A 17,762-nucleotide genomic window follows, 5' to 3' on the forward strand; every position below is an offset into this window, starting at 1 on the left:
ACGTTGTGGGAACGCAACGCGGGGCGCCGTACGTTCCTCGTACGGCGCCCTTCTCACTGCGTAGAGTTGCGCGCACGCCAACCCACAAGATCGATCGATACGAGGCCCCCACCGTGCGCCGACGCTCACTTCTCCTGGCCGTTCCGGCCGGCCTGCTGACCCTGGCCGGATGCGGCGACGACGACAAGTCCGACAAGTCGAAGGCCAAGGACAGCCCGTCCCCGTCGAACTCCACGCCGCCGAAGGCGAAGGTCGTCGACGGTCCGGTGCCCGATGTGACCAAGGGCACCAAGTTCGGCGAGAAGCCGACGGTCGCCAAGGGCTCCGGCAAGCCGTCGTCCGACCTCGCGGTCAAGACCCTCATCGCCGGCAAGGGCGTCGAGGTGGCCAAGGGCGACTATCTCCAGGCCCACTACCTCGGCCAGATCTGGGACTCGGCCAAGGTCTTCGACAACTCCTACGACCGCAAGGCGCCGACGATCTTCCCCATCGGTGTCGGCCAGGTCATCCCCGGCTGGGACCAGGGCCTCGTCGGCAAGAAGGTCGACAGCCGCGTCGAGCTCGCCATCCCCCCGGAGCTGGGGTACGGCAAGCAGGGCAACAAGCAGGCGGGCATCAAGGGCACCGACACCCTGGTCTTCGTCGTCGACATCGTGAACACGTACAGCACCAAGAGCTCCGCCAAGGGCAAGGAAGTCGCCCAGGACAACATGGACCTGCCGAAGATCGGGACGAACACCGACGGCAAGGCGCCCAAGATCGACGTGCCCAAGAAGGACGCCCCCAAGAAGGTCGTCGGGAGCTACGTCATCGAGGGCGACGGCGACGAGGTCAAGGCCAGCGACACGCTGCTCTGCCAGTACAAGGGCGTGCTCTGGGCCGACGGCAAGGACTTCGACTCCTCGTACAAGAGCGGCCAGCTCGCGCAGTTCTCCCTCGCGCAGGTCATTCCTGGCTGGCGCGAGGGCCTGACCGGCAAGAAGGTCGGCAGCCGCGTCCTGGTCGTGGTGCCGCCGAAGCAGGGCTACGGCGACAAGCCGCCGCAGGGCAGCTCCATCAAGAAGGACTCCACGCTGGTCTTCTCCGTGGACATCCTCGCCAAGATGTGATCATCGGCGGGTCGGATGGCAGACTGTCCCGGTTGCCCCTCACGTACATGAGCAGGAGTTTTTCGTGAACATCGACAAGCCCGAGATCGACTTCCCCGAGGGCGAGGCGCCCACGGAGCTCCAGATCGACGAGATCTGGGAAGGCGACGGCGCGGTGGCCAAGGCGGGCGACTTCGTCAAGGTCCACTACGTGGGAGTGTCCTTCTCCACCGGCGAGGAGTTCGACGCCTCCTGGAACCGCGGCAACCCGCTGGAGTTCCAGCTGGGCGCCGGCCAGGTCATCGCCGGCTGGGACCAGGGCGTCCAGGGCATGAAGGTCGGCGGCCGTCGCAAGCTGACCATCCCGGCGCACCTCGCGTACGGCGACCGCGGCGCCGGTGGCGGCCGCATCGCCCCGGGCGAGACCCTGATCTTCGTCTGCGACCTGGTCTCGGTCTGACGCACCTGGTCCTGCGCGTCGGCTGGGCGTGAGCGTGCCTGGTCCTGCGTGTCGGCCTGGTGTGAGCGTGCCCGGACTGGCGCGTCGGCCGCGTGTGAGCGAGCCCGGACCGGCGCGTCGGCCGGACGCGTTCGTGCCCGGTCCGACCAGCCGACCGGACGCGTTCGTGTCCGACCGGAAGTGTCCGACGAGGGCCCATGCCTGTTCCGGCATGGGCCCTCGCCTGTCCCGTACCGGAACCCTTCCGGGCCGTATCCCCTGCCCTCGACTGCCCCCCGGCCGCCCTCGGCTTTTGCCGCGACACCCCCTGGCGGTACGGTCGTCGGTCGGGAGAGAGAAAGGGCGTCGATGGCCATTGCCAAGGCCGAGCGGCTCATGAATCTGGCGCTGTGTCTGCTCGGGACCCGGCGACCGCTCAGCAAGCGCGAGCTGCGGGAGTCCATCGAGGCCTATGTCGAGGCCTTCGGCCCTGCACCGGGCGCCGCCTTCGGCCCCGGCCGCAGCGCGCTCTCCGGGCCGCCCGCCGGTTCCGAGGACTCCTTCAACCGCATGTTCGAGCGGGACAAGGACGACCTGCGGGAACTCGGCCTGGTCATCGAGACCGTGGAGAACCTCGACGGCGAGGTCGGCTATCTGGCCCGCCGCGACAGCAACCGGCTGCCGCCCGTCAGGCTCGACGCCGAGGAGGCCGCGGCCCTCGGCCTTGCCGCGAAGGTGTGGCAGCAGGCGAGGCTCGCCGGCGCGGCGAGCGGCGCCCTGCAGAAGCTGCGCGCCGCGGGCCTGCCCGAGGACGTCGACCCCTACGAGGCGCACGGCGCCCTCGAACCCCGCATCCCCGTGCACGAGGCGGCCTTCGAGCCGCTGATGCTGGCTTGCCGCGACCGCCGCCCCGTCGTCTTCGAGTACCGCAAGGCCACCGCCGCGCACCCTGCCCCACGACACGTCGAGCCCTGGGCCCTGGAGTGCTGGCGCGGCCACTGGTACCTGGCGGGCTGGGACCGCGACCGCGAGGCCGAGCGCGTCTTCCGGCTCTCCCGCATCACCGGCAAGGTCCGCTCGCGGGCAGGGAAGTTCCGCGCCGAGGTGCCCGACGTGGTCACCGTGCGTGAGACCGTGGCGAGCTGGGCGGGCGAGAAGGCCGACCGCACCGCCCTGATCCGGCTCCGCAAGGGCGCCGGCTACCCCCTGCGCGCCAAGGCCGTCGGCGCCCGGGAACTCGACGAGGACTGGGACGAGTTGGAGATTCCGTACGGGCACGGGCTCGACGCCTGGCTGGTGGAGTTCGGTCCTGACGTGGTGGTCGTCGAGCCCGCCGAGCTGCGGGCCGACGTCGTGGACCGGCTGCGCGCCGTGGCCAAGGGCTGAGGGGGACGTAACCAGCAATGGCCGCGAATGCCATCGACCAGACCAGGCGGATGCTGTCCCTGGTGACCTATCTGCGCGAGCGCCCCGGCGCCCGCGTCGCCGACGTGGCCCGCGCCTTCGGCATCAGCCAGGACGAGCTGATCTCCGACCTCGACGTGCTGCCGCTGTGCGGGACCAGCTTCCGCGGCGGCGACCTCCTCGACATCGACACCGACGGCGAGCGCATCTGGTGGCACAACCCGGACGACGTCGCCGAGCCGCTGCGGCTCGCCGCCGACGAGGCCACGGCGCTGCTCGTGGCCGCCCGCGCGGTGTCCACGCTGCCGGGCCTGCGGGAGAGCGACCGGCTCGCGCTGCTGCGCGCGACGGCGAAGCTGGAGGAGGCGGCGGGCGAGGCGGCCGGTGCCAGCTCGCGGCTCTCGGTCACCTTCGAGTCCGAGGGCGGCGTCTTCGCCGACGTCGACCGTGCCATCTCCGAGCGCCGCAGACTCTGGATCCGCTACTACTCCCCGGCCCGCGACCAGCTCACCGAGCGGGAGATCGACCCGATCCGCCTGGTCAGCGTGGGCCACACCTATGTGGAGGCGTGGTGCCGCCGCTCCGAGGCGCGGCGCACCTTCCGGCTCGACCGGGTCGCCGAGATCAAGGTCCTCGACGAGCCGTCCGCACCCCCGGAGGTGGAGCTGCGGGACCTCTCCGCCGGGCTCGTGCAGCCCGCGGCCGAGGACCCGGAGGTCGTGGTCGAGGTCGGACCGGGGGGCCGCTGGGTCGCCGAGTACTACCCGCACGACAGCGCGGAGGAGCTGCCCGACGGCGGACTGCGCATCACCCTGCGCACCCCCGAACCGGCCTCCCTGCGCCGTCTCGCCCTGCGCCTCGGCCGGGACGGGCACATCGTCTCCCCGCAGGACCTGGCGGACAGCGCCCGGCGTGCGGCGCGCGAGGCCCTTGCCGCGTACGAGGAACAGGCGCCGGAGGCCGGCGCCGCCCCGGCGGACGGGCCCGCCCGGTGACCGCGCCGCGCCGCGCCCCGCAGCAGGGGAGCGATCTGGCGTGGGGCTGCCGGTGGGGCGGCTCCGCCCCGCGCGGGGCGGACGGCCCGGCGCGGGCCCCCGGCCCGGCGGCCGGAGCGGGGCCGGTTGTGGTCGTCAGAGCCGAGGAGAGTCGCACAGTATGACGCTGATGCCCCTTTCGTCGCCTTCGGTGGCCGCGGTCCTCTTCAAGGCCGCCTGCCCCGACTGCCGGGCCCGTTTCGAGCTCTCCGCGGGCGCGCTGCGGCTGGCCATCGGTGCCAGCCGGCGGACGACCTTCTACTCCTTCACCTGCCCGGAGTGCGGCAACGCCGTGCGCAAGCCCGCCGGTGAGCGCATCGTCGAACTCCTCACCGGGGGCGGGGTGCGGACGCTGCGGCTGCACTCGACGCTCTAGCCTCGACTAGGCTCGACCTCATGTTCTGGGCGATGCTGGCGGTGGGCACGGGCTTCTGCGGCCTCGCCGTCCTGAGTGTGTTCGCGATCAAGGTCTTCGTGGAGGCCCAGCGGCTCGGCAGGCAGGTGACCGAGACCACACAGAGGATCAACCGCGCCGCCGAGGACCTGGAGAAGGCGGCGACGGGAGTGGCCCGCGCGGGCCGGGACCTCGGCTGAGTCCGCCGGGCCGGTAGCGCCCCACCGGGGCCTTCGCGCCGAGGCGGCCTGTCAACACCCCAGGGCAGCCGGGTACGCTGCTGAAGTGGTCCGAAATGTGAGGCGCGGGCCGCAACTGGGAGTATGCACAGGGATTGCCCTGCGTTTACTCCAGGGGGTTACGATCGCAGCCAAGCCCGGTGGTCGGACGACTGTCCGACAGCCGGTCCGAAATCTGACGCCTCGGTGAAGAAGGTAGACAGCTATGGGTAGGCTCGGCCCCACCGAGATCATTCTGATCCTCGTCATCCTGGTCCTGCTCTTCGGTGCGAAGAAGCTGCCGGACATGGCCCGTTCCCTCGGCAAGTCGGCGCGGATCCTCAAGAGCGAGGCCAAGGCGATGAAGTCGGACGGCAAGAAGGACGAGGAGGCCCCGGCCGACCCGCCCGCGCCCGCCGACCAGACCGCTCCGCAGCAGCGCACCATCCAGGCCGCCCCCGGTGACGTGACCAGCTCGCGCCCCGTCGCCGAGCCCACCGACACGACGAAGCGCTGACCCAAGGCCGGCCCCGACGAGCCGGCCTGCCGCACGAGATGAGGACGTGGGTTGCTTAAGTCTGCCCGCAACAAGGAGCGGGACCCCGAGGGGCGGATGCCGCTCGCGGACCATCTGCGTGAACTCCGCAACCGGCTTGCCAAGGGACTCCTCGCGGTCACGATCGTCTCGATCGTGGCGGCCTTCTACAGCCAGCAGCTGATGGACTTCCTCTCGGACCCGGTGCCGCGCTGCAAGGAGGGTCTGGGCGAGTCCACCGGCGGCTCCTGTGCCGTCGTCTCCTACACCAAACTCCTGTCGCCGTTCACCACCACGGTGAAGGTCAGCCTCATGGCGGGTGTCGTCCTCTCCAGCCCGGTCTGGCTGTACCAGCTCTGGGCCTTCGTCGCCCCGGGGCTGCACAAGAGCGAGCGCAAGTACACCTACGCGTTCGTCGCCGCCGCGGTGCCGCTGTTCTTCGCCGGCGCCTGGCTCGCGTACGTGATCATGCCGATCAGCATGCGCGTGCTCCTCGGCATCACGCCCGACGGCGCGTCGAACATCCTCGAGATGGACGACATCCTCGACTTCAGCGTCAGGATGGTCCTGGTCTTCGGCGCCTCCTTCGAACTGCCGCTGCTGCTCGTGATGCTGAACATGACCGGCATCGTCACCGGACGCCGCATGCTCGGCTGGTGGCGCGGCGTGGTGATGGGCGTGTTCATCTTCGGCGCGGTCGCCACGCCGACGACCGACCCGCTCGGCATGCTCGCCCTCGCGGGCCCCATCGTGGTCCTCTACTTCATCGCCGTCGGCTTCTCCGTCCTCAACGACAAGCGTCGCCGCCGGGGCGACCCGGACGCGGAACTCGACGACGACGAGGCCTCCGAGCTCGACCTCACACCCGAGCCCATCGCCCCCGCACCCACCGCCAAGGCGCTGCCGGAGCAGGTCAACGGCGACGGCTCCCGGACGGCGAAGTACAACGGCTACGACGACGTCACCTGAGGCACCGCACGACCGCACCGGGGCCGGACGCACACCGCGTCCGGCCCCTTCTGGTTGCCGGGGCGGGCCGCCTTGTAGGGTCCGCCCGTGACCAGCGAGATCACTCTCTTCGTCAATCCCACCGCGGGCCGCGGCCGCGGAGCGCACGCCGCGCAGCCCGCCGCGGCGGCCCTGCGGGCGGCCGGGTTCTCCGTGCGCACCGTCATCGGCGAGGACGCCGGGGACGCCCTGCGCCGGGCCCGTGCGGCCGTCGACGGGGGCACCGGAGCCCTGATAGCCGTCGGGGGCGACGGCCTGGTGAGCCTCGCCCTGCAGGCCGTGGCGGGGACCCGTACCCCGCTCGGGGTGATCGCCGTCGGCACCGGCAACGACTTCGCGCGGGCCCTCGGGCTGCCCGTGCGGGCGCCCGCCGCCGCGGGTGCCCTGGTCGCGGCGGCGCTCAAGGAGGACCGGATACGGGACATCGACGCGGGACGGGTCGGCGCGACCTGGTTCGGGACGGTCCTCGCGTCCGGCTTCGACTCGCGGGTCAACGACCGCGGCAACCGCATGCGGTGGCCCGGCGGCCGGTTCAAGTACGACCTCGCCATGATCGCCGAGCTGGCCGCGTTCGCGCCGGTCCGCTACCGCATCACGCTCGACGACACCGACGTCCACGAGGTCGAGGCGACCCTGGTGGCGGTCGGTAACGGCTCCTCGTACGGCGGCGGCATGCGGATCTGCGCGGGCGCCGACATGGCCGACGGGCTCTTCGACGTCACGGTCGTGGGGGACTGCGGCCGGACCACGCTGCTCAAGGTGTTCCCCCGGGTCTACCGGGGCACGCACCTGGACCACCCGAAGGTCACCGTGCACCGGGCCGCCAAGGTGGAGCTCGCGGCGCCCGGGACCACCGGGTACGCGGACGGCGAACGCCTCGGTGAGCTGCCGCTGACCGCCCGCTGCGTGCCGGGGGCGGTACGGATCCTCGGGCCCTGAGGCGCCGGGGCGCACCGCTTTCACCTGCGGGTTTCTCCACGGTGCCGGTGATCTGCGGATTTTCCGGGAGCCGATAATGATCGTCCGTTGTCAGTGGTGGCCGGTAGGCTCGAAAGCACGATGACAGAGGACCTCTCACCGGCCGAGCGGTATGCGGCGGCGCGCAAGCGTGCCGTCGAGCAGGCCACCGCACTCGCGTCCTTCCGCGAGATGTACGAATTCGGCCTCGACCCCTTCCAGATCGAGGCGTGCCAGGCGCTCGAAGCCGGCAAGGGCGTGCTCGTGGCCGCCCCCACGGGCTCCGGGAAGACGATCGTCGGCGAGTTCGCCGTGCACCTCGCCCTCCAGCAGGGCAAGAAGTGTTTCTACACCACGCCGATCAAGGCGCTCTCCAACCAGAAGTACAACGACCTCGCCAAGAGGTACGGCGCGGACCGGGTCGGCCTGCTCACGGGCGACAACAGCGTCAACTCCGAGGCACCGGTGGTCGTGATGACCACCGAGGTCCTGCGGAACATGCTGTACGCGGGCTCGCAGTCCCTGATCGGTCTCGGCCATGTGGTGATGGACGAGGTGCACTACCTCTCGGACCGTTTCCGCGGCGCGGTCTGGGAAGAAGTGATCATCCACCTGCCGGAGTCGGTCACGCTGGTGTCCCTGTCGGCCACGGTGTCGAACGCGGAGGAGTTCGGCGACTGGCTCGACACGGTCCGCGGTGACACCGAAGTGATCGTTTCCGAGCACCGTCCGGTCCCGCTGTTCCAGCACGTGCTCGCGGGCCGGCGGATGTACGACCTCTTCGAGGAGGGCGAAGGACGGCGCAGGACGGTCAACCCGGACCTGACCCGGATGGCCCGCCTGGAGTCCAGCCGGTCGTACAACCCGCGGGACCGCCGCAAGGGCAAGATGGTCCGCGAGGCCGACCGCGAGCGGGAGCGCAGGTCGCGCTCGCGGATCTGGACGCCGGGCCGCCCCGAGGTCATCGAGCGCCTGGACGCCGAGGGCCTCCTTCCCGCCATCACGTTCATCTTCAGCCGCGCCGGATGCGAGTCCGCCGTGCAGCAGTGCCTGTACGCGGGCCTGCGCCTGAACGACGACGACGCCCGCCTGCGGGTGCGCGAGCTGGTCGAGGAACGCACGGCCTCGATCCCGGACGAGGACCTCCACGTCCTCGGGTACTACGAATGGCTGGAGGGCCTTGAGCGCGGCATCGCCGCCCACCACGCGGGCATGCTGCCGACCTTCAAGGAAGTCGTGGAGGAGCTGTTCGTGCGCGGCCTGGTGAAGGCCGTGTTCGCCACCGAGACGCTGGCGCTCGGCATCAACATGCCCGCCCGCAGCGTGGTCCTGGAAAAGCTGGTGAAGTGGAACGGCGAGCAGCACGCCGACATCACCCCCGGCGAGTACACCCAGCTCACCGGCAGGGCCGGGCGCCGCGGCATCGACGTCGAGGGCCACGCCGTCGTCCTGTGGCAGCGCGCCATGAGCCCCGAGCACCTGGCGGGCCTCGCGGGCACCCGCACCTATCCGCTGCGCTCCAGCTTCAAGCCGTCGTACAACATGGCGGTGAACCTGGTCGAGCAGTTCGGCAGGCACCGCTCGCGCGAGCTCCTGGAGACGTCCTTCGCACAGTTCCAGGCCGACAAGTCGGTCGTCGGCATCTCCCGGCAGGTGCAGAAGAACGAGGAGGGCCTCGAGGGCTACAAGGCCTCGATGACCTGCCACCTCGGCGACTTCGAGGAGTACGCGCGGCTGCGCCGCGAACTCAAGGACCGCGAGACCGAACTCGCCAAGCAGGGCGCCGTCCAGCGCCGTGCCGCCGCAGCGGCCGCCCTGGAGAAGCTCAAGCCGGGCGACGTGATCCACGTACCGACGGGGAAGTTCGCGGGCCTCGCCCTGGTCCTCGACCCCGGCCTGCCCGCGGGCCGCGCCAACGGCCATCGCGGCTTCGAGCACCAGGACGGGCCGCGCCCGCTCGTCCTCACCGCCGAGCGGCAGGTCAAGCGGCTCGCGTCGATGGACTTCCCGGTGCCGGTCGAGGCCGTGGAGCGGATGCGCATCCCCAAGTCGTTCAACGCGCGCTCCCCGCAGTCCCGCCGCGACCTCGCCTCCGCGCTGCGCACCAAGGCCGGTCACATCGTGCCCGAGCGGCACCGCAAGGGCCGCGCTGTCGCCGCCGACGACCGCGAGATCGCCCGGCTGCGCACCGAGCTGCGGGCGCACCCCTGCCACGGCTGCGACGAGCGCGAGGACCACGCCCGCTGGGCCGAGCGTTACCACCGCCTGCTGCGGGACACCTCGCAGCTGGAGCGCCGCATCGAGGGCCGCACGAACACGATCGCCCGCACCTTCGACCGCATCGTCGCCCTGCTCACCGAGCTCGACTATCTGCGCGGCGACGAGGTCACCGAGCACGGCAAGCGCCTCGCCCGGCTGTACGGCGAGCTGGACCTGCTGGCCAGCGAATGCCTGCGCGCGGGCGTGTGGGAGGGCCTCGGCCCGGCCGAGCTCGCCGCCTGCGTCTCCGCCCTGGTGTACGAGGCACGGGTCGGCGACGACGCGCTCGCCCCGAAGCTGCCCTCGGGCAACGCCAAGGCGGCGCTCGGCGAGATGGTCCGCATCTGGGGCCGCCTCGACGCCCTGGAGGAGGAGTTCCGGATCAGTCAGGCGGAGGGCGTCGGGCAGCGCGAGCCCGACCTCGGCTTCGCCTGGGCGGCGTACATGTGGGCGAGCGGCAAGGGCCTCGACGAGGTCCTGCGCGAGGCGGAGATGCCGGCCGGTGACTTCGTGCGCTGGTGCAAGCAGGTCATCGACGTACTGGGGCAGATCTCCGCGGCGGCGCCGCGCGAGGGCGGCACGGTCGGGAAGAACGCGCGCAAGGCAGTGGACCAGCTGCTGCGCGGAGTGGTGGCGTACAGCTCCGTAGGCTGACGTCGGCGGCATCGCAGTGGCCCCCGCCGGGTGAACCGGCGGGGGCCACTGCCGTCTCCGCCACCCGCGCGCACCCGGGGGCGCGCAGGGGGCGCCTCCCAGGCCGGAGGCGGTGACTCCATGCGGTCGACCGGTCGCCACGCGTGTAAATGGGGCCGAGTGTATGCCTGTTCGCGGCTGCTCGCAGAGGGTTGCCGAATATGACTCCAGCGTGATGTGAGCGGACTAAGCTCGCCCGGAGCGCGGCGAGTTGAACAAGTTGCGACAGATTCGCGCGCTTGTTCCCTGATATTCGATAGTTCGTTCTTTCGTGCAGGGGACCCCCGCACCCTTCCCCTTTCTCCCCCCAAGACGAGTGTTCAGAGGGCATACATGGTGAGTGTTCAATCGCCTCCCGGTGGCCGAGAAGTCCCTTACGCACGCGTGCTGTTGCTGCCGGCCATGGTCATGGCCGCGGCGACGGGAGCCGCCGTCGCCGCCGTGACGGAGCCGGCCCGGACCGCGGTAGGCCTGTGCGGTGCCGTGGCGACGCTCCTGGTCGTCGCCGTCGGCGCCGAGGCCGCACGCCGCGGACGCGTCCTGCGGGACCTGCGCAGGAGCCACGCGGCGCAGATCGCCCACCTGGAGCACCGCATCGCGACCCACGACGAGGACACCGTCCGCCTGGGGCGCGAGCTGCTGCCCCAGACCCTCTACCGGGTCCGCCAGGGCGAGGCCCCTTCGGAGGTCATCCGGCACGTGATCGACGGCGACGAGAACAACCGCCGTCTGCCGCAGCCCCAGCGCGTCCTGCTGCGCTCCATCCTGGACACCGCGGACCACGAGGTGGCGATGCGCGAGAACGCGCAGCGCGCCTTCGTCAACATCGCGCGGCGCGTGCAGTCCATCGTCCACCAGCAGTCCGCGGAACTGCGCGACATGGAGGAGTTCCACGGCCGCAACCCCGAGGTCTTCGACGACCTGCTCCGTCTCGACCACGGCACGGCCCTCATCGGCCGCCTCGCCGACTCGGTCACGGTGCTCGGCGGCGCCCGCCCCGGCCGCCAGTGGCCCAAGCCCGTACCGCTGTTCAGCGTGTTGCGCGGCGCCATGTCCCGGATCCTGGAGTACCGGCGGATCGAGCTGCACTCCATCACCGACGTCGCCATCCACGGCACCAAGGTGGAGCCGCTCATCCACGCCTGCGCCGAACTGCTCGACAACGCCACGCGCTACTCGCCGCCGCAGACCAAGGTGCACGTCACCGCCGTCGAGGTGCAGTCGGGTGTCGCCGTGGAGATCGAGGACGGCGGCGTCAGCCTCAGCGAGGAGGCCCGCAAGCGGGCCGAGAAGATGCTGGAGGACGCCAAGCAGGGCAAGGACCTGACCGACCTGACGGAGACGCCCCGCCTCGGCCTGGCCGTCGTGGGACGGCTCTCGCGGATGTACAACCTCCAGGTCTCGCTGCGCCAGTCCGCGTACGGCGGTGTGCGCGCGGTGCTCATCGTGCCGCGCGACATGATCACCGCGGGCGAGGCGCCGGGCATCGCGCACGGCATCGGCGCCTCCGCCGTGCCGCGCGTCAACCCCGACGGCACGTTCATCGAAGAGGCCCGTGACATCCGCCGCAAGAAGCCCCGCAAGGTCACCACGGTCCCTCGCCCCTCCATGCCGGTCAACTTGTCCATGGAGGACGAGATCCCCGAGGTCACCGAGTGGACCGCCCAGGGGCTGCCGCAGCGAAGGAGCCGCGCGACGATGTCGCTCCACGAACGCTACGCGCAGGAGGCGGAGGCCCAGCGCCGCGCCGAGGCGGCCATCGCCGCGCAGCCACCCGCGCCCCTCGAACCGCCGAAGAAGGAGCAGAAGGCGCCCGGCCTGTGGGTCGAGGCCTTCATGGCGGGGCTCAACGGCGAGACCCCGCCCGCGCGCGACGCCGCCGAAGGACCGGCGGCCAAGGAACAGGTCCGCGGCCAGAACGACCACACAAGCACCGACAACGCCGACGAGGGGGGCTGGAAGTGATCCAGCAGCGAGCCAACTTCGACTGGATGCTCAAGGAACTCGCCGACGGCGTCTACGGAGTCAGGCAGATCGTGGTGCTCTCCGCCGACGGTCTGCGCATCGCGCGGTACGGCGGCGACCCGGACGGTGCCGACCGCCTCGCCGCGGCCTGTGCGGGGCTCCAGAGCCTCGCCACCGCTGTCGCCACCGAGATCCCCGAGAGCGACGGGCAGATGCGCATGGTCATCATCGAGGTCAACAACGGCTACTTCTACATGATGGCCGCGGGCGCCGGCGCGTATCTCGCGGTGCTCGCCGAGGAGACCGTCGACGCCGGCATGGTCAGCAACCGCATGCGGGATCTGGTCGTGCGGATCGGCGACCACCTCACCAGCCCGCCGCGGCGTGACGGGCAGGCCGTATGACTCCTCCGCAAGACCCCTTGCAGGACGGAAAACCCGACGACGCCGATCCCCGCTTCCAGGCGGAGATCACCGCCCGGCGCGAACGTCGCAGCCCGGTACCCCCGGCGAGGCCCGAGACCGGGGCGGGCACCGGGGCCCCGACGGGACCCGGCGGTGGCCCCGACCGGCTGTACATCCTGACCGGCGAGGACACCGAACGAGCCCCCATCGACCTGGTCACGCTGATCGTCGCCAAGGGCGATCCGTCACCGACGGCACAGCCCGAGCACTCGACGCTCCTTCGGCTGTGCCGGACGCCGCTGTCCGCTGCGGAGCTCTCGGCCTACATGGCGCTGCCCTACAGCGTGGTGACCGTGCTCCTCACGGAGTTGCTCGCGGCGGACTTAGTGCATGCGCGCGCGCCCGTGGTGCGCTCCGCGCTCCCCGACCGTTCCCTTCTCGAAGCGGTGATGCATGGACTTCAAAAGCTCTGACACGCTCACCTCCGGCACCGTCACCGGCCCCCGCGAGCAGGACGTCCTGCCCGCCACGGCCGCGGCCGCCGTGAAGATCGTCATCGTGGGCGGGTTCGGAGTCGGCAAGACGACGATGGTGGGTTCGGTCAGCGAGATCCGTCCGCTGACCACCGAGGAGACCATGACGCAGGCCGGCATCGGTGTCGACGACGACTACGGCTCCGAGACCAAGACCGCCACCACCGTGGCGATGGACTTCGGCCGGATCAGCGTCTCCGACGAGCTGGTGCTCTATCTATTCGGCACCCCGGGCCAGGAGCGCTTCTGGTTCCTGTGGAACGGCCTCTTCGAAGGGGCGCTCGGCGCCGTCGTCCTCATCGACACCCGTCGCCTCGAGGTCAGCTTCGACGTGATAGGGCGCCTGGAGGAGCGCGGCGTGCCGTTCATCATCGCCGTCAACGACTTCCCGGACGCCCCGCGCCACCCCGTGCACGCCCTGCGCACGGCGCTCGACCTGGACGAGCGCGTGCCGATCGTGTCGTGCGACGCGCGTCAGCGGGTCTCCAGCAGGGACACCCTGATGACCCTCATGCGCTATCTGCACTCCCTCGCCCTGGCCAGGGCCTGAATCTCCGGAGCGACACCCGTGACCACCCCCTCCCGCCCTTCCCCTGCCGGCCCCGGCACCGAGCAGGTCACCGCGCCGCCGCCGGGCTGCCCCGCCCATGACCCCTCCGGTTTCGGCGCGGGCGGTCTGCGCCGCCTGTTCGGCCCCGAGGCGGACCAGGACCTCTCGGGCGTGTACGAGAAGCTGCGCGCCGAACACGGCGCGGTGGCACCGGCCCTGCTCCACAACGACGTACGCGTCTGGGCGGTGCTCGGCCACAGCGAGAACCTGCACATGGTCCGCACGCCCTCCCTGTACACCCGCGACTCCCGGCAGTGGAGCGCCGTACGGGACGGCACCGCGGGCGCCGACCACCCCCTCGCGCCCGTCTTCACCTGGCAGCCGATGTGCAGCTTCGCGGAGGGCGCCGAGCACCAGCGGCTGCGCGGCGCCGTCACCGGCGCCATGGCGGGCCTCGACCACCGCGGCATCCGCCGCCACATCAACCGCTACAGCAACAAGATCCTCAACGGCGTCTGCGAGACCGGCCGCGCCGATCTGGTCGGCCAGTTCGCCGAGCACCTGCCGATGATGGTGATGCTGCACATCCTCGGCATGCCCGAGGAGTACAGCGAGCGGATGGTGCAGGCCGCCCGCGACATGATCCAGGGCACCACGACGGCCATCGCCAGCAACGAGTTCGTGATGGAGGCCCTCACCCGGCTCGTGGCGCGCCGCCGCGCCCAGCCCGAGGAGGACTTCGCCAGCGCCCTCATCGCCCAGCCCGAGCAGCTCACCGACGACGAGGTCGCCGCCCATCTGCGTCTGGTGCTCATCGCGGCGTACGAGGCCACCGCGAACCTCATCGCGAACGTCCTGCGCGTGGTGCTCACCGACCCGCGTTTCCGCGCCCGGCTCAGCGGCGGCCAGATGACCGTGCCGGAGGCGGTCGAGCAGTCGCTGTGGGACGAGCCGCCGTTCAGCGCGATGGTCGGCTACTTCGCCAAGCAGGACACCCAGCTCGGCGGCCGGCGGATCAAGGCGGGCGACGGCCTGCTGCTCGGCATCGCGCCGGGCAACGTCGACCCCGTCGTCCGCCCCGACCTGGCAGCCAACATGCAGGGCAACCGCTCCCACCTCGCCTTCAGCGGCGGACCGCACGAGTGCCCGGGGCAGGACATCGGCCGCGCCATCGCCGACACCGGTGTGGACGCGCTCCTCATGCGGCTGCCCGACGTGGAACTCGCCATCGACGAGCGGGAGCTGCGCTGGCGTTCGTCGATCATGTCGCGGCACCTGGTGGAGCTGCCGGTGTACTTCGGCAAGCGGCCGCCGCAGGACATCACGGCGACGCCGAGGTCGCACACGCCGCCACCGCCCAGGCCCTGGGAGGTGTCGTCGCCGCTGCCGCAGGCGTTCGAGCCGCCGCCTGCGCCGGTACCGACGGACGCCCCCGCACCGGCGGCCACACCCACCGCGCCGCCGGACCCGGGGCCCGCCGCGGTCGCGCCCGCCCGGCGCAAGGGTGCCTGGCGGCGCCTGCTGGAGTGGTGGCGCGGCCACTGAGCCGTGGCTTCGAGAGGACCGGGCCCCCTCCGGGCGACGGAGGGAGCTCGACGACAGGTGCTAGCCCGCCCACTCCTCGTACGAGGACCACGCCTGGAGGGTGCGGCCGCTCACGAAATGGCGGGCGGCGCCGGTCACGGGGTCGGTGAACCTGAGGGAGCGGGCGAGGAGTTGCAGGGGGCGCCGGAAGTCGTCCGGCGCCGTCGGCTCGCGCACCTCGGGGTAGAGCGGGTCACCGAGGATGGGCAGGCCGAGGGCGTTCATATGGACGCGGAGCTGGTGGGTGCGGCCGGTGTGCGGGAACAGCCGGTAGCGCGCGATCCCGCCGCGGTGCTCGACGAGTTCGACGCGGCTCTCGCTGTTGGGCTCGGCGCCCGCGACCTCGTAGGCCGCGAGGATCCCGCGCTCCTTCACGATGTGGCTGCGCACGGTGCGCGGGAACGCGAGGCCGGGGTCGTGGGCGGCCACGGCCTCGTACTCCTTGTGCACGCGGCGGTCGTGGAACAGCGTCTGGTAGGCGCCGCGCTCCGCGGGCCGCACGGTGAACAGGAGCAGGCCCGCGGTGAGCCGGTCCAGGCGATGGGCGGCGCCGAGCGCCGGGATGCCGAGGGTGGCACGGAGCCGGGCGAGCGCGGTCTGGGTGACGTGGCTGCCGCGCGGCATGGTGGCGAGGAAGTGCGGTTTGTCGGCGACGACGATGTGCTCGTCGCGGTACACGACCTCGATGTCGTGGGGCACCGGGGGCTCGTCCGGCAGGTCCCGCTGGAACCACACGTACGCGCCCGCCGCGTACGGGGCGTCCGGCGCCACCGGCGTCCCGTCGGCGCCGACGACCCGGCTCTCCGCGAGCATCGCGTCGACGGTGCCGGGCGGGACGCCGAGGCGCTCCACGAGGTGGTCCCGCACGGTCGCCCACGTCCCGTCGGCGGGCAGCCGCAGCCGCACCGGGTCGACGCCGTCACGCTGCGGCAGGGGAGCGGGCGGAACGCGGCGTCTGCGGGTCACATCGGGCAAGCGTACGGGGCGGAGCCGGGCCGGGCCGCGCGTGCCCGCCGCCCGGCCCGGCGGCCCGGGGGCGCCCCGGAAAACCGGTGTCCCCCTCGGCCGTAGGCCTGCACGATGGCCGCATGCCATACAAGATCTCGAACGTGGTGGAGCCCGGCACCTTCGCGAGCCGGGAGCAACCGTCTCTGCCCGCTGCCGACGGCCTCGCCCTGCGGCCCTGGTCGCCCGCCGACGCGGGTGCCGTGTACGAGGCGTTCCAGGACCCGGTGCTGCAACGCTGGCACGCGCGCGTGGCCGACTCCGAGGACGAGGCCCGCCAGTGGATAGAGCGCTGGCGGGGGGAGTGGGCGAAGGAGAGCAGTGCGCACTGGGCGGTGGTCGACGTCGGCACCGACGAGGTGGCGGGGCGGGTCGCCCTGCGCGAGATCCATCTCGCCGACGGGCAGGCGGAGATGGCGTACTGGACCCGGCCCCGCTTCCGGGGCCGGGGTGTCGCTCCGCGCGGGGTCGCCGCCCTGGCCGCGTGGGCCATGGACGTCGTGGGACTGCACCGGCTCGAACTCACCCATGCCACGGTGAACGAGGCGTCCTGCCGGGTGGCGCTGAAGACCGGGTTCCTGCCGGAGGGCACCAAGCGGAGTGCCGTTCTGCATGAGGACGGGTGGCACGACATGCATCTGCACGCGCGGGTCGCGGGTCCGACCGGCTGAGCGTCCGCGGGACGGTGCCCGGTGCAGGTGCATTGGCTGTACCCACCCGTCCCCAGGCTCTCGGCTCCGCTAGCGGCAGGGGAGATTCCACTCGCTCCGCGGGACGATTGCCCGCAGTGGGGCGACGAGCGCCCGCAGCGGTGGCGGGAAGGGTGGGCGACGCCCTCGTGCGGTTACGCCGCTGCTGCTTCCTGTTCGGCCTCCACCTGGGCGTTCCACTCCGGCTTGGACGCCTGCCAGCCGTCCTCGTTGTGGCCGAGGCGCCAGTAACCGGAGACGGAGAGGCGCTCGCGCGGGACCTCGTGCTCGATGCGCAGGATGCGGCGGATCTCCTTCACGAAGCCCGCCTCGCCGTGCACGAAGGCCTGAAGGTCGCCGGAGGGGAAGTCGAGGGCGCGGACGGCCTCGACGAGGGCCTGGCCGACGGGGCGGCCGTCGCGGTGCAGCCAGACGATCTTCGCGTGGGTGTCGATCGGCTGCTCCTCATCGGGGCCCTCGATCTCCACGAAGGCGCGCACGTCGGCGCCCTCGGGCAGGGCCTCGAGGGCGGCGGCGATGGCGGGCAGCGCGCTCTCGTCACCGGCGATGAGGTGCCAGTCGGCGGTCGGGTCCGGGTGGTACCCACCGCCGGGTCCGGCCATGTGGATCGTCTCGCCCGGCCGCACGTTGAGCGCCCACGGCCCGGCGAGGCCCTCGTCGCCGTGGATCACGAAGTCGAGGGCCAGCTCGCGGGTCTTGGGGTCCCACCAGCGCACCGTGTACGTGCGCATCACCGGCCACTGGTCGCGGGGGAGCTCCTCACGGGCCCGCTCCATGTCGTAGTCCGGCGGGAAGCTGCCGCCCTCGCGCGGGAACAGCAGCTTCACGTAGTGGTCCGTGCACTCCCCGGCGGAGAACTCCGCCAGGCCCTCGCCGCCGACGACCACGCGGAGCATATGGGGCGTCAGACGCTCGGTGCGCAGGACCTGCGCGGTGTGCAGCTTCGGCATTTTGCGTGCGGGTCGCTCTGCCATGGCGGTAG

At 71.7% G+C, this 17,762-nt stretch carries 18 protein-coding genes; 16 read left to right on the plus strand and 2 right to left on the minus strand.

The annotated features are described in order from the left end of the window. Positions 1–113 precede the first annotated feature (113 nt). The 15 genes from GPA10_RS36745 to GPA10_RS36815 all read left to right on the plus strand — a co-directional run bounded on the left by GPA10_RS36745 (position 114) and on the right by GPA10_RS36815 (position 15,026). A complete protein-coding gene (locus GPA10_RS36745) occupies positions 114–1,109 on the plus strand; it encodes an FKBP-type peptidyl-prolyl cis-trans isomerase (RefSeq protein WP_343041730.1) in 996 nt (331 codons plus the stop codon). A 64-nt stretch (positions 1,110–1,173) separates the two neighbouring features. Next, positions 1,174–1,548: an FKBP-type peptidyl-prolyl cis-trans isomerase gene (locus tag GPA10_RS36750; RefSeq protein ID WP_343041731.1), complete on the plus strand. Its 375-nt coding sequence runs from the start codon at positions 1,174–1,176 to the stop codon at positions 1,546–1,548. Between the two features lie 348 nt (positions 1,549–1,896). Then, a complete protein-coding gene (locus GPA10_RS36755; RefSeq protein ID WP_058851769.1) occupies positions 1,897–2,913 on the plus strand; it encodes a helix-turn-helix transcriptional regulator in 1,017 nt (338 codons plus the stop codon). 17 nt (positions 2,914–2,930) lie between these two features. Beyond that, positions 2,931–3,926: a helix-turn-helix transcriptional regulator gene (locus tag GPA10_RS36760; protein ID WP_058851770.1), complete on the plus strand. Its 996-nt coding sequence runs from the start codon at positions 2,931–2,933 to the stop codon at positions 3,924–3,926. 160 nt (positions 3,927–4,086) lie between these two features. Continuing rightward, on the plus strand, positions 4,087–4,341 hold the full coding sequence (locus GPA10_RS36765) for a hypothetical protein (RefSeq protein ID WP_058851771.1): 255 nt from the start codon (positions 4,087–4,089) through the stop codon (positions 4,339–4,341). A 20-nt stretch (positions 4,342–4,361) separates the two neighbouring features. Continuing rightward, positions 4,362–4,559: a hypothetical protein gene (locus GPA10_RS36770; protein WP_058851772.1), complete on the plus strand. Its 198-nt coding sequence runs from the start codon at positions 4,362–4,364 to the stop codon at positions 4,557–4,559. 244 nt (positions 4,560–4,803) lie between these two features. Next, positions 4,804–5,094, plus strand: coding sequence for a Sec-independent protein translocase subunit TatA (gene tatA, locus GPA10_RS36775; protein WP_058851773.1), 291 nt, complete (start codon positions 4,804–4,806; stop codon positions 5,092–5,094). Positions 5,095–5,145: 51 nt separating this feature from the next. Further along, a complete protein-coding gene (gene tatC / locus GPA10_RS36780) occupies positions 5,146–6,081 on the plus strand; it encodes a twin-arginine translocase subunit TatC (RefSeq protein WP_484600353.1) in 936 nt (311 codons plus the stop codon). Between the two features lie 87 nt (positions 6,082–6,168). Then, on the plus strand, positions 6,169–7,059 hold the full coding sequence (locus tag GPA10_RS36785) for a diacylglycerol kinase (protein ID WP_343041732.1): 891 nt from the start codon (positions 6,169–6,171) through the stop codon (positions 7,057–7,059). 120 nt (positions 7,060–7,179) lie between these two features. Then, positions 7,180–9,990, plus strand: coding sequence for a DEAD/DEAH box helicase (locus GPA10_RS36790; protein WP_157169186.1), 2,811 nt, complete (start codon positions 7,180–7,182; stop codon positions 9,988–9,990). Positions 9,991–10,362: 372 nt separating this feature from the next. Then, complete coding sequence (locus GPA10_RS36795) at positions 10,363–11,994, plus strand: ATP-binding protein (protein WP_157169187.1); 1,632 nt, start codon at positions 10,363–10,365, stop codon at positions 11,992–11,994. Beyond that, on the plus strand, positions 11,991–12,398 hold the full coding sequence (locus GPA10_RS36800) for a roadblock/LC7 domain-containing protein (RefSeq protein ID WP_058851778.1): 408 nt from the start codon (positions 11,991–11,993) through the stop codon (positions 12,396–12,398). Before GPA10_RS36795 ends, GPA10_RS36800 begins: the two co-directional genes overlap by 4 nt. After that, the gene (locus GPA10_RS36805; RefSeq protein WP_157169188.1) at positions 12,395–12,871 is read left to right on the plus strand and encodes a DUF742 domain-containing protein; all 477 of its coding nucleotides are present in this window, start codon (positions 12,395–12,397) and stop codon (positions 12,869–12,871) included. Before GPA10_RS36800 ends, GPA10_RS36805 begins: the two co-directional genes overlap by 4 nt. Then, entirely contained in the window at positions 12,852–13,481 is a 630-nt protein-coding gene (locus GPA10_RS36810) for a GTP-binding protein (RefSeq protein ID WP_157169189.1), read from the plus strand. Before GPA10_RS36805 ends, GPA10_RS36810 begins: the two co-directional genes overlap by 20 nt. 18 nt (positions 13,482–13,499) lie before the next feature. Continuing rightward, on the plus strand, positions 13,500–15,026 hold the full coding sequence (locus tag GPA10_RS36815; protein ID WP_343041733.1) for a cytochrome P450: 1,527 nt from the start codon (positions 13,500–13,502) through the stop codon (positions 15,024–15,026). Positions 15,027–15,086: 60 nt separating this feature from the next. On the opposite strand, the gene GPA10_RS36820 is transcribed toward GPA10_RS36815, so the two are convergent. Next, entirely contained in the window at positions 15,087–16,040 is a 954-nt protein-coding gene (locus GPA10_RS36820) for an RluA family pseudouridine synthase (RefSeq protein WP_246260408.1), read from the minus strand. Between the two features lie 113 nt (positions 16,041–16,153). Between GPA10_RS36820 and GPA10_RS36825 the strand changes: the two genes are divergently transcribed. Next, entirely contained in the window at positions 16,154–16,741 is a 588-nt protein-coding gene (locus GPA10_RS36825; RefSeq protein WP_157169191.1) for a GNAT family N-acetyltransferase, read from the plus strand. A 173-nt stretch (positions 16,742–16,914) separates the two neighbouring features. On the opposite strand, the gene GPA10_RS36830 is transcribed toward GPA10_RS36825, so the two are convergent. Then, positions 16,915–17,754, minus strand: a complete 840-nt coding sequence (locus GPA10_RS36830; RefSeq protein WP_157169192.1) for a siderophore-interacting protein — start codon at positions 17,752–17,754, stop codon at positions 16,915–16,917. Positions 17,755–17,762: the final 8 nt, after the last annotated feature.

Source organism: Streptomyces typhae (genome assembly GCF_009755605.1).
Classification (GTDB): Bacteria; Actinomycetota; Actinomycetes; order Streptomycetales; family Streptomycetaceae; genus Streptomyces; species Streptomyces typhae.